The following is a 12997-nucleotide window of genomic DNA, read 5'->3' as shown; positions in this document are numbered from 1 at the left end:
TAAAAATAGGTAAGCATTATGAATGAAAACAGAATGCTGGGGTTAGCCTATATATCACCTTATATATTAGGGTTGATAATATTTACGGCCTTCCCCTTTGTATCATCTTTCTTTCTCAGTTTTACTGAGTATGACTTAATGAACCCTCCCGTCTATAACGGGATCGAGAATTACCGTCATATGTTCCTTGAAGATGATTTATTCTGGAAATCCATGGGCGTGACTTTCGCTTATGTGTTTCTTACTATTCCATTAAAATTAGCATTTGCTCTGGGGATCGCTTTTGTACTGAACTTCAAATTACGTGGTATCGGCTTCTTCCGTACCGCTTTCTATATTCCGTCAATTCTGGGCAGTAGCGTAGCAATTGCGGTTTTATGGCGTGCTCTGTTCGCTATTGATGGTTTGCTGAATGGTTTCATCGGTGTATTTGGGCTTGACCCAGTCAACTGGCTGGGAGAGCCGGCACTGGCATTGACATCTGTTACATTACTGCGTGTTTGGCAGTTTGGTTCTGCCATGGTTATCTTCCTGGCCGCTTTGCAGAACGTACCACAGTCACAATATGAAGCCGCCATGATTGATGGTGCCTCTAAATGGCAAATGTTTATGAAAGTCACCGTGCCACTGATCACGCCGGTTATTTTCTTCAACTTTATTATGCAAACCACACAGGCATTCCAAGAGTTTACCGCGCCTTATGTCATAACCGGTGGTGGGCCAACCCATTACACCTATTTATTCTCGCTCTATATATACGATACAGCGTTTAAATATTTTGACATGGGATATGGTGCTGCACTGGCCTGGGTATTATTCGTGGTAGTCGCCCTCTTCGCCTCAATTGCATTTAAATCTTCCAAATATTGGGTCTTCTACTCCGCCGATAAAGGAGGAAAAAATGACTGACGTACAACAAAACTCCAACCAGAAGAAATTAGATCTGGCGCAGGATATTGCTGATGCGGAAATTAGCCGCACATTACGTAAAGCTAAAGTCAGTGCCATTATCCGCTATGTCGTGCTGATATTTGTCGGGCTGATGATGCTTTATCCTTTGCTGTGGATGTTCTCAGCGGCATTTAAACCTAATAATGAAATTTTCACCACATTAGGGCTATGGCCGGAGCACCCAACATCGGATGGTTTTGTTAATGGTTGGAAAACAGGTACTGAATATAATTTCGGTCACTACATGCTTAACACCTTTAAGTTTGTTATTCCGAAAGTCATTTTGACCATTATCTCTTCCACAATCGTGGCCTATGGATTTGCACGTTTTGAGATCCCATGGAAGAAATTCTGGTTCGCAACATTAATTACCACCATGTTGCTGCCAAGTACTGTGTTATTGATTCCGCAATACATCATGTTCCGTGAAATGGGCATGCTGAATAGTTACATGCCACTGTATCTGCCACTGGCATTCGCTACACAAGGGTTCTTCGTCTTTATGCTTATCCAGTTCTTACGTGGCGTGCCTCGCGATATGGAAGAAGCAGCACAAATCGACGGATGCAACTCCTTCCAAGTGTTGTGGTATGTGGTAGTGCCAATCTTGAAGCCAGCCATTATCTCCGTGGCGCTGTTCCAGTTCATGTGGTCAATGAACGACTTTATCGGCCCACTGATTTATGTCTACAGCGTGGATAAGTACCCGATAGCGCTGGCTCTGAAGATGTCAATTGACGTGACCGAAGGCGCACCTTGGAACGAAATTCTGGCAATGGCAAGTATCTCCATTCTGCCGTCCATCATTGTTTTCTTCCTGGCTCAACGCTACTTCGTTCAAGGCGTAACCAGCAGCGGAATTAAAGGTTAATAGAGGATTTATCATGGCTGAAGTCATTTTCAATAAATTAGGCAAAGTTTACTCCAACGGTTTCCGCGCGGTTCATGGCATTGATTTGAAGATCCATGATGGCGAATTTATGGTGATTGTTGGCCCATCTGGCTGTGCTAAATCCACGACCCTGCGCATGTTGGCAGGCCTGGAAACTATCAGTGATGGCGAAGTCCGCATTGGTGACCGGGTGGTCAATAACCTGGCGCCGAAATCTCGTGGTATCGCCATGGTGTTCCAAAACTATGCGCTATATCCACATATGACAGTCAAAGAGAACCTGGCATTTGGCCTGAAGTTAAGCAAACTGCCAAAAGACCAAATTGAAGCGCAAGTTGCTGAAGCTGCGAAGATTTTAGAATTGGAAGACCTGCTGGACCGCTTACCGCGTCAGCTGTCCGGTGGTCAGGCACAGCGTGTTGCCGTGGGCCGCGCCATTGTCAAAAAGCCCGATGTTTTCTTATTCGATGAGCCGTTATCAAACCTGGATGCCAAACTGCGTGCCTCCATGCGTATTCGTATCTCAGATTTGCATAAGCAACTGAAAAAAAGCGGCAAAGCAGCAACCACTGTTTATGTTACCCACGACCAAACCGAAGCAATGACCATGGGTGACCGTATTTGTGTGATGAAGCTGGGCCACATAATGCAAGTGGATACGCCAGATAATCTCTATCACTACCCTACCAATATGTTTGTTGCCGGTTTTATTGGCGCGCCGGAAATGAATATCAAACCGAGCATGCTGGTAGAGAAAGACGGGAAAATTGGCCTGACCGTCGGCCAATACACCCTAGTACTTAATGATAAACAGCAGGCTAAAGTGGCCGCCCACGCCGGAGAAAAAGTGTTCTTTGGTGTACGTCCTGAATTTGTCAGCATGTCTATGCAGCCGTTTGTTGAAAATCACTCACAAGGTGAATTGGTGCGCGTGGAAAACATGGGTCATGAATTCTTCATGTATATCAAGGTTGACGACTTTGAATTGACCTGCCGCTTACCGTCCGACGAAGCTCGGCCAATTATCGAAAATGGCCTGCATCGCACCGTGTATTTCCAGTTTGATATGGATAAATGCCATATCTTTGATGCAAAAACAGAAAAAAACATCTCTCTTTAACAGGAGCAGTACCCAATGAAAAAAGCGATTTTACACACGCTAATAGCATCCACTCTGGCGGTATTATCACACCAAGCTTTTGCCGCTCAGGACGAAGTAAATTTGCGTATGTCATGGTGGGGGGGTAATGGCCGTCACCAGGTAACATTGAAAGCGATTGAAGAATTCCACAAACAACATCCGAATATTAATGTTAAATCGGAGTATACCGGCTGGGATGGTCACTTATCTCGTCTGACGACACAGATTGCAGGTGGTACTGAGCCAGACGTTATGCAGACTAACTGGAACTGGTTGCCTATTTTCTCTAAAGACGGTTCGGGTTTCTACAATCTGTTTAACGTAAAAGAACAATTAGATTTAGCACAATTTGATCCTAAAGAACTGCAACAAACCACGGTTAATGGCAAGTTGAATGGTATTCCAATTTCAGTCACTGCTCGTGTTTTCTATTTCAATGATGCAACCTGGGCTAAAGCAGGTTTAGAATATCCTAAGACATGGGATGAATTACTGGCTGCGGGTAAAGTCTTTAAAGAAAAACTGGGTGACCAATATTACCCTGTCGTATTAGAGCATCAGGATACATTGGCATTAATCCGCTCTTATATGACGCAGAAATACAATATTCCTACTATTGATGAAGCAGGTAAGAAATTTGCCTATACACCTGAACAGTGGGTTGAATTCTTTACCATGTATAAAACCATGGTAGATAGCCATGTTATGCCATCCACCAAATACTATGCCTCATTTGGCAAAAGTAATATGTATGAAATGAAGCCGTGGATTAATGGTGAGTGGGCGGGTACTTATATGTGGAACTCCACTATAACTAAGTATTCCGATAACTTGACCAAGCCTGCAAAACTGGATCTTGGCCCATACCCAATGTTGCCAGATGCGAAAGATGCCGGCCTATTCTTTAAACCAGCACAGATGCTTTCAATTGGTAAATCAACCAAGCATCCAAAAGAAAGTGCAATGTTAATCAACTTCTTATTGAACAGCAAAGAAGGGGTTGAGGCATTAGGCCTGGAGCGTGGTGTACCATTAAGTGCCGCTGCGGTGACCCAGTTACGTGCTAGCGGTGTCATTAAAGATGAAGATCCTTCTGTAGCTGGATTGAATATGGCGTTGGAATTGCCACATAAAATGACAACGTCTCCATACTTTGATGACCCACAAATTGTTTCTCTGTTCGGCGATGCAATTCAATATATCGATTATGGTCAGAAGACCGTACAAGAAACTGCAGAATACTTTAATAAACAAGGTGACCGTATTCTGAAACGCGCAATGCGTTAATGAATTAGTTTAATTTAGCTTAAGCCTTTAATAAACCCTGCCATTAATTTGGCGGGGTTATTTTGTTTTATACAAAAAATAATAATAGCCAATTAGACCGACATCACAAATTAATATTTGTTTAAAAAATTAATCATCAACAAAGATCTGGATCACACAATTATTTATAAATATAAATAGAATGTACATCCACAACAAATGAAACATTGTTTCTTTATTCGTGAAATTGTTTTTCAATCGTATGTTGATTCTTTATAAACTTGTTAATAACTGTTGATTTAAATAACCATAACCCTGGGATTATATAAAAAATGAAATTTAAATTACTGACTCTGGCAGTGGCATCTGTAATTAGCTTTAGTTCTGTGGCAACAACAATTGATTACCGACATGAAATGAAAGACACCAGTAAATCCGATCATAAAGACCGTTTACTGATCTCCAATCGCTTTGCTAATGGTTTTGGTCTGTCTTTAGAAGGGAAATGGGGCCAGCACAGCTCTGACTCTACACCTAATAAGCCATTCAATGAGCAAGTTAGTAATGGTACTGAAGTCGTTGCCAGCTATGTTTACCAATTTAATAAAACATTCTCATTGGAGCCAGGTTTCTCATTAGAGTCTTCTTCCGATTCTAACAACTACCGCCCTTACCTGCGTGGCAAAGTATCCTTCACTGATGATTTCTCAACATCACTGCGTTATCGCCCATATTACAAACGTAACCAGCCAGCTCAGACCAAAGATACCGAGAAAGGCCATGAATTTACTATGCTGTTCGCCTATAACTTCTTGAAAAACTATTCAGCTGAATATGAATTGAACTACAAGAAATCTGAAGACGAAATTCTGGCAAATAAAGAGAAAGAAGAGTGGAGCCATGACCTGAAAGTGGCTTACAAATGGGATAAGAACTGGAAACCTTATGCTGCTATCGGCAACGTTGCTGGCAGCAAAACAACTGACGAACGTCAAACTCGTTACCGTGTAGGTATCCAGTACAGTTTCTAATTTTGACCTTGTAAATAGACGTGTCGTTATGAGTACCCTCATCATTATTTGTTAAATTATGCCCATACCCGTATTATTTTGGGGAAAAGTTGACTCCCGGTCGCTTTTCCCCTTTTTTTGCCTCACAATAATAGCGCCGATATACAGTCAATAGCCCCACACTTCGTCCCCCAGCTTTTGCCGAAGAAATGATATTACCCATCTGAATACCAAAGCGAGATTTACCGCTCTCAGTCAGAGAAAATGAGACATTTAGTTACAGCGTAACGGCTATCTAAAGCGAGATAAATCTCATACACTGGATATATCAACAGCTACAGATATCGGAATTCAAGTATGACAGGGGAAGGACACCTTATTTTTTCTGTCGCCTGCGTTATTTTTGCCAAAAAAGTCGGCCTTACCCCTGAACTGGCACATGGCGACTGGTGGCATATCATACCTGGCGCCCTGCTAACTTCCCTGCTGCCAGATATTGATCATCCAAAGTCTATCTTAGGCCAACGATTAAAATGGATATCAACACCTATTGCCCGTGCATTTGGACATCGCGGTTTCACCCATAGCCTGTTAGCGGTGATTGGCGGTATTACGCTATTCCAAATGGATATTTCGCGGGATTGGATTGTTCCCCCGGATGTATTCCACGCTATGATTATTGGTTATTTCAGCCACCTGTTAGCAGACATGATAACGCCAGCCGGAGTTCCGCTCCTGTGGCCTTGCCGTTGGCGTTTTTCTATCCCAATCTTGCGGCCCCAGAAAGGCAATCAATTGGAGCGAGTATTATGTGTGTTATTAGTTTGTTTTTCCGTCTATTGGCAGACTGATACGACAATCCCACTGCTATCCTATATGGAGCAATTGAAAAATTTTAGATTGTGATCACACTTTAATGGGCAAAACATAATCAATCTGAATACATTCCATACAAATTATGGCAAAAATTTATAAACAATTCTTTTTGGATATAAGTGAGCCATAGGGTAACTGCTACCATACACGGCTAATTACACCATTGACTGTATCTGGCTCTGTTCTATAAAAAATAGAAATAGAGTGCGTAGCCAGTATTTAAAATAATAATTTGGAGATTTGGGGATGAACCTACCGCTTGTGATTAACGTGCTGGTATTTGTGGCACTGCTATTACTGTTGGCACAAACCCGGCATAAGCAATGGAGTCTGGCTAAAAAAGTTTTGATTGGTCTGGGGCTGGGTGTGCTATTTGGTCTGGGCCTGCAATGGATTTATGGTGCAGACAATCCGGTACTGAAAGAGTCTATCACTTGGTTTAACATTGTTGGCAATGGTTATGTACAATTGCTGCAAATGATTGTTATGCCGCTGGTATTTGTCTCGATCTTAAGCGCAGTTTCTAAGCTGCATAATGCTTCGTCACTTGGCAAAATCAGTTTTCTGACCATCGGTACATTATTGTTTACCACATTAATTGCGGCACTGGTGGGGGTCTTGGTCACTAATCTGTTTGGCTTAACTGCTGAAGGTTTGGTGCAAGGCACACAAGAATCAGCGCGATTGAGTGCGATAGAGAGTAATTATCTTGGCAAAGTGACTGACCTGTCAGTACCTCAGTTGATTTTATCCTTTATTCCGAAAAATCCATTTGCCGATTTAACCGGTGCTAGCCCGACATCAATCATCAGTGTAGTGATTTTTGCGACTTTCCTTGGTGTGGCTTCACTGCAATTACTAAAAGATGACGTCGCGAAAGGCCAACGTGTGCAGGTGGCTATCGATACCCTGCAAGCCTGGGTGATGAAACTGGTGCGTCTGGTCATGAAACTGACCCCTTACGGTGTGCTGGCATTGATGACCAAAGTGGTTGCAGGCTCTAACATTCAAGACATCATTAAGCTGGGTAGTTTTGTTGTTGCATCCTACCTGGGCTTGGCCATTATGTTTGTGGTGCATGCTGTGCTGCTGTCTTTCACCGGTGTCAACCCACTGAGATTCTTCCGCAAAGTATGGCCAGTGCTGACTTTTGCATTCACCAGCCGTTCTAGCGCTGCTAGCATTCCGCTGAATGTGGAAGCTCAAACTCGTCGCCTGGGTGTACCCGAATCTATTGCTAGTTTCTCAGCCTCTTTTGGTGCCACTATTGGCCAAAATGGTTGTGCGGGGCTCTATCCTGCAATGCTGGCAGTCATGGTCGCGCCAACGGTTGGGATCAACCCACTGGACCCAATATGGATTGCGACACTGGTCGGGATTGTCACAATTAGCTCAGCCGGTGTTGCCGGAGTTGGTGGCGGTGCGACCTTCGCCGCACTGATTGTTCTACCTGCGATGGGCTTACCGGTCACATTGGTTGCACTGCTTATCTCTGTTGAGCCATTGATTGATATGGGCCGCACCGCACTGAATGTCAGCGGTTCAATGACTGCTGGTACTGTTACCAGTCAATTGATGAAACAAACAGATAAAGAAATTCTTAATAGTGATGATGATGGCGATTTAGCCCATCAATAAGCATTTTAGTGCTGAGTTGTGGTAACCCGAGAAAGCCCGTCATAAGTGACGGGCTTTTTTATTTCTAGTCACGCCCATCTTGTAACTTCAAATACATCCGCAAAGTCATTGGAGCGACAGGTAGGCGGCAATTGAACCAGTCCAGATGAGCTACCCAAGTCAGTGATTCAGGTGACAAATATTCCGGGAGCAGATTTGAACGCCGCTTGCCGTGGCCTCGTAGAGGTGAGGCCCATGGATGGGACGAGTAACGAAAGCAGCCAACCCCCTGTAGCTTCAAGAACGCAGGGGACGATATTTCTCCACCAACGCGAGTGCAATAGCTTCCGTCTCTACATCAGGCACGCCACTAAAATCCTGTGCTCTGAAATGCATCTGAAAGGCCTTAATCACTTGCAGTGTTTCATCATCCAGCTCACCGCTTTGCGGGATTTGGTAACCATATCGAGCCAGCGCCTGCTGAATAACACTTACTGAGGCTATATCTTGCTTATTTCGACCATCAATATACTTTGTGACCGTCGCGTCATCTGGCCACGCACCGACACCAAGCTGTGCCAGCCGTTTCCATGGGAAGAGTGGACCGGGATCGGATTTTCTTAGCGGGGCAATATCGCTATGAGCAACAACATCAGTTGGGTCAATATTATAACGTTCAACAATGTCCTTAGTTAGCCGCTCAATCAATTTAATCTGTGATTCGTTGTAAGGATACCATTCCCTACTCAACATCCTCTCAGTGAAGCCCTTATTCACGATTTCAATACCTATCGAGGTATCATTCAGGCTACTACGCCCATGCCAAGAACTGACTCCGGCATGCCAGGCACGTTGAGATTCAGGAACTAATTGTAAAACAACAGGTTTACCATCAAAACTGTCGGGGTGTGTTTTTACCAGATAATGGGCGCTAACCTCACCTTGTGTCAGTATTTTCAGTGATTCTGCATCATCTGTCGCAGTATAGTGGAGCACCAAGAACCGCACTCGTTCATTCTGGGCAATCGAAGGCATGCTGCTATCAACCTTATATTCACCCCGGTCGATCAATTTATGCTGATTGTCACGATAGGAACTACTACAACCCGCCAGCAGCAGTAACAGCCCCGCGCTTAATAACTTCCTCATCATATTTCTCCCTATAATATGCTTAAGCACGGTTATAGTGACCCTACCGACCTAAATGGACTATAAACAATATCTCTAAATAATAACCATTAAGATTTGATAAGAGTTATGCACTGAGTGCCTGACGTTGCCGTCACGAGGTATGATTGTCAATAAAAACGGCTCCTGAGTATAGGAGCCGTTTGAGAGGGAAAGGAATAAATAGTTATAATTAACAGCTGATTAGAAATATCCAATAATTATACAGTATTTACCCTTTAAAGAATTCCTCAGAAAGGATAATCGCGATAGCCCATCTGCTCTGAAATATTGCGAGCGGCACGATGTAAAGATTTCACAATATCGCTCTTACTGTCTTCAGAAAAGCGCAATGTTGGATAGGAAATACTTAACCCGGCAATGACCACGCCGAAACGATCAAAAACAGGAACCGCGATACAACGCAGACCTTCTTCTTGCTCTTCAATATCTTCACCGAAGCCTTGCTCACGAACCTTATCCAATACAGGCAACAGTTCTGCGGCACTTCCCAAAGTATGTTTGGTGCTACGGGTGAACTCGATATGAGACAAGATTTCTTCTACTTCGCCACGGTCACGCCATGCCAGCAACACTTTACCAATGGCAGTACTGTGCAGTGGATTACGACGCCCAATGCGAGAATGCATCCGCAAGTTATACATAGAATCAATTTTATGTATATAAACAATGCTGTCTTCATCCAAAGCACCCAAGTGAATAGTTTCACGAGTTTCATTGGATAATTCACGCATTTGTATATCAGCGCTACGAATCAAATCGACATTCTGTAGTGCTTTAGCCCCCAACTCGAATAACTTCAGAGTTAAGGAATATTTCTCTGATTCGCCTTCCTGTGCAACATAGCCCAAGGACTTCATGGTCTGGAGGAAGCGGTATACTGTACTCTTAGGCATCATTACACGTTGAGAAAGTTCGGTAATACCAATTTCCCGTTCTTCGCCCAATGCTTGTAAGATGCCAAAAACCTTCAGAACCGACGAAACAGAGTCGGGTTGTTTATCTAGATCTGCAATAGCCATTTTTTGGTTACCCTACTCAGTTTTCTGTGTTTCATAAAACAATATGTTTTAAAAAAAATAGAACAGTGGTTTTATTATAAAGGGAAGTCGCGAGACTGTGCAATAAACCAATGTGAATAATCGGATAAAAGCCTTGCAGACAGCAAATTAGCCTCTTCCCATGAAAGAGGCTAGTGCAAAATTCAACTATTTCCAGACCGACTCAGGCAATGTGGCCAAATATAATGCCGGCTTACCGTGAACGTCAGATGTAAACAGCACTTGTTTATCATCAGGTGTAAAGGAAGGATGCGGATGTGTTACCTGGCGATCGCCTTCGAATACTTTCCATGAAGTGTCGTGGCGAGCAATACGATGCTGGGTACCATTCTTCATATTAAAGACATAGAGGAAAGGATCGTTTTCGATCTTATAGCCGCTATCATCTTGGACATCTACTGGCGCATCAGAACCATCGCCAACCATCAGAGTGCCATCATAGTTACTCATGAGGTGAGAACAGGCTGGCATTGAAGTCAACTGGCGGTTTTCCAGTGTCTCTGGATCGGCACTGTAAATAAAGCGGTCCGGGCTACCTTTCATGTAAGAGACATACACCAAGGCAGAACCATCTGGCACCCAGAATTCATGAGTGCAGCTTTCGCCTTCGGCGTGGGTTTTCACCTTACGCATATTGCTGCCATCTTCATTGATTAACCACATGCGTGCGTCAACCAAGTCGTGTGGGCCTTCATGGCAGAACGCCACTGTATTGTCATCATATGGACGATAAATTGGATGACCAAGCCACTGATTTTCTTGCAAAATAACAGCTGATTCGCCCGTTTTTAAATCAACACGCATTAGACGGCAGCAGGGTTTAGTGAAATAAAACTCGTGGAATTTTTTCCAGTCAGTCAGTGGTTGCCAATCTTCACGTTTAATTTCAATACCCACTAACTTGGTACAATCAGAGTTTGCCACCCAAGTGCCGTAACCCACCCACTCTTCCGGTACTTGATAAACCACACTCTCTTCCAAAGAGGCCAGATCAACACGCATCAGATTGCGGCCATCTTTCACATAAAATAGCGCATCGTCATCCGGTGATAAGAAACCACCAAAAGTATTGTCGCCACGCCCTTCTGTCAACTGTGTTGCCACCTGGGTATTGAGATCCAGCAGATAGTAGTTCCAAGGGCCATCAAAAGCACCGCCAAACAACAATTTACTGCCATCACGGGTGAAACATTTTTGATAGAAATAGTTACGGTGGCAAGTCACATCAGGAGGCGTCAGACGTGTAACTTGTGCACCGGTAGAGGCATCCTGATAAGTATCAAATGTCAGGGGGATTTGTTTACCTTTGGCCATCCGGAAAGTCCTTAAAATCATCAGAGAATTAAAATTTGCCCGCAGGGGAACCTGTTCGGCTATTACTATCTCACATTATAGAAACGATGTTTCATTTTTCCGTGATCGTGGTTCTATTTTTACTGATTTACACAAATTACTGTCATTATCAGACTGTTAATGTTGCTTTGATCGCAACTTGTGTACTCTTTGTTGAAAATAATTGTCTTTTACAAATAACCCTGCTGGTAGGGATGCATTCAAGCACAATAATCGTTAGCATAGAAAAATTCCCCTACCTTATTATTTTTACAGATAAAACCTATGAACCCATCAGCAACAGATGGAATGCCGGTTCCTCAGCGCTATGCGGCAATACTGGTTATCGCATTAGGTATTACGATAGCAGTGCTGGACGGCACTATTGCTAACGTCGCGCTACCGACCATTGCCCGTGACCTGAATGCCAGCCCAGCCACATCTATCTGGGTGGTAAATGCCTATCAGTTAGCCATTACCGTATCGTTGCTTTCTATGGCTTCGCTGGGCGATATCATTGGCTATCGCCGGGTATATCAAGCCGGTTTGCTGGTATTTAGTGTCACATCGCTGTTTTGTGCCCTATCGGACTCTTTATGGACACTGACATTTGCCCGAGTGCTGCAAGGACTTGGCGCTGCGGCGTTGATGAGCGTTAATACCGCACTGATTCGTATTATTTATCCCCGAGCGCAGTTGGGCCGGGGTATTGGCATCAACTCATTGATCGTGGCGGTTTCTGCCGCGGCTGGCCCCACCATTGCTGCCGCTATATTATCGGTTGCATCGTGGCAATGGCTATTTGCGGTTAACGTGCCAATCGGATTGCTGGCATGGGGGCTGGGTATGAAGTTCTTACCTGCCAATAATATGAAGAGCAATGGCAATCGTTTCGATATCACCAGTTGCATCATGAATGCACTGACATTTGGCCTGCTGATCACCGCCATCAGCGGTTTTGCTCAAGGGGAAAGCCCAACACTGATTGCTGCGGAAGTTATCGCATTACTGTTTATCGGCTTCTTCTTTGTGCGTCGTCAACTTAGCCAGCCCTTCCCTTTGCTTCCAGTCGATTTGCTGCGCATTCCTATTTTTGCACTATCAATTGGCACATCAATTTGTTCTTTCGCAGCACAGATGCTGGCGATGGTTTCACTGCCCTTTTACTTACAAAGCGTGCTGGGCCGTGATGAAGTCGCCACCGGGCTGCTGCTAACGCCATGGCCACTAGCCACCATGGTGGTCGCACCTATCGCAGGGCGCTTAGTTGAACGTTACCATGCTGGGTTACTAGGTGGGATTGGTTTGGCTCTCTTTGCCAGTGGTTTATTCCTGCTGGCTATATTACCTGCCAATCCTAATGACATCGATATTATCTGGCGGATGATGCTGTGTGGCGCAGGCTTTGGTCTATTTCAGTCACCCAATAACCACACGATTATTTCCGCCGCCCCCCAGCAGCGCAGTGGTGGTGCCAGTGGTATGTTGGGGACCGCAAGACTATTGGGGCAAACCACTGGCGCAGCATTGGTTGCGCTGATGTTTAATCTATTTTCAACCAGTGGAACACATGCTTCATTGGTTCTGGCTGGATGTTTTGCCACTATCGCGGCGTTAGTGAGTCTATTGCGCGTAAGCCAAAAACGAAGCTAACCTAATCGTC

General features: G+C 44.2%; 11 protein-coding genes. 8 read left to right on the top strand and 3 right to left on the bottom strand.

The annotated features are described in order from the left end of the window. Window positions 1–18: 18 nt before the first annotated feature. The 7 genes from DJ58_RS20630 to DJ58_RS20660 all read left to right on the top strand — a co-directional run bounded on the left by DJ58_RS20630 (window position 19) and on the right by DJ58_RS20660 (window position 7774). Window positions 19–909: a carbohydrate ABC transporter permease gene (locus DJ58_RS20630; protein ID WP_032910156.1), complete on the top strand. Its 891-nt coding sequence runs from the start codon at window positions 19–21 to the stop codon at window positions 907–909. Next, a complete protein-coding gene (locus DJ58_RS20635) occupies window positions 902–1822 on the top strand; it encodes a carbohydrate ABC transporter permease (protein ID WP_032910155.1) in 921 nt (306 codons plus the stop codon). Before DJ58_RS20630 ends, DJ58_RS20635 begins: the two co-directional genes overlap by 8 nt. Before the next feature lie 13 nt (window positions 1823–1835). Then, window positions 1836–2963 carry an ABC transporter ATP-binding protein gene (locus DJ58_RS20640; RefSeq protein ID WP_004706529.1) on the top strand — a complete coding sequence of 376 codons (1128 nt, stop codon included), beginning with the start codon at window positions 1836–1838 and terminating at the stop codon, window positions 2961–2963. Between the two features lie 15 nt (window positions 2964–2978). Next, complete coding sequence (locus tag DJ58_RS20645; RefSeq protein WP_004706528.1) at window positions 2979–4271, top strand: ABC transporter substrate-binding protein; 1293 nt, start codon at window positions 2979–2981, stop codon at window positions 4269–4271. Between the two features lie 311 nt (window positions 4272–4582). Next, window positions 4583–5281 carry an oligogalacturonate-specific porin KdgM family protein gene (locus DJ58_RS20650; RefSeq protein WP_004706527.1) on the top strand — a complete coding sequence of 233 codons (699 nt, stop codon included), beginning with the start codon at window positions 4583–4585 and terminating at the stop codon, window positions 5279–5281. A gap of 336 nt (window positions 5282–5617) precedes the next feature. Continuing rightward, window positions 5618–6166 carry a metal-dependent hydrolase gene (locus DJ58_RS20655; protein WP_004706526.1) on the top strand — a complete coding sequence of 183 codons (549 nt, stop codon included), beginning with the start codon at window positions 5618–5620 and terminating at the stop codon, window positions 6164–6166. 216 nt (window positions 6167–6382) lie between these two features. Then, window positions 6383–7774, top strand: coding sequence for an L-cystine transporter (locus tag DJ58_RS20660; RefSeq protein WP_032913166.1), 1392 nt, complete (start codon window positions 6383–6385; stop codon window positions 7772–7774). Between the two features lie 276 nt (window positions 7775–8050). Here DJ58_RS20660 and DJ58_RS20665 read toward each other — a convergent pair whose 3' ends face one another. The 3 genes from DJ58_RS20665 to ogl all read right to left on the bottom strand — a co-directional run bounded on the left by DJ58_RS20665 (window position 8051) and on the right by ogl (window position 11316). Further along, window positions 8051–8902 (bottom strand): N-acetylmuramoyl-L-alanine amidase, encoded by an 852-nt coding sequence (locus tag DJ58_RS20665; RefSeq protein ID WP_032910154.1) that lies wholly within the window; start codon window positions 8900–8902, stop codon window positions 8051–8053. Window positions 8903–9171: 269 nt separating this feature from the next. Then, complete coding sequence (kdgR, locus tag DJ58_RS20670; RefSeq protein ID WP_004706522.1) at window positions 9172–9963, bottom strand: DNA-binding transcriptional regulator KdgR; 792 nt, start codon at window positions 9961–9963, stop codon at window positions 9172–9174. A 186-nt stretch (window positions 9964–10149) separates the two neighbouring features. Continuing rightward, the gene (gene ogl / locus DJ58_RS20675) at window positions 10150–11316 is read right to left on the bottom strand and encodes an oligogalacturonate lyase (RefSeq protein ID WP_004706521.1); all 1167 of its coding nucleotides are present in this window, start codon (window positions 11314–11316) and stop codon (window positions 10150–10152) included. 303 nt (window positions 11317–11619) lie between these two features. On the opposite strand from ogl, the gene DJ58_RS20680 reads away from it, so the two are divergent. Next, a complete protein-coding gene (locus DJ58_RS20680) occupies window positions 11620–12987 on the top strand; it encodes an MFS transporter (RefSeq protein ID WP_004706520.1) in 1368 nt (455 codons plus the stop codon). Window positions 12988–12997: the final 10 nt, after the last annotated feature.

The organism is Yersinia frederiksenii ATCC 33641, from assembly GCF_000754805.1.
Lineage (GTDB): Bacteria > Pseudomonadota > Gammaproteobacteria > Enterobacterales > Enterobacteriaceae > Yersinia > Yersinia frederiksenii.
This window is presented reverse-complemented; position numbering and strand designations above follow the sequence as displayed.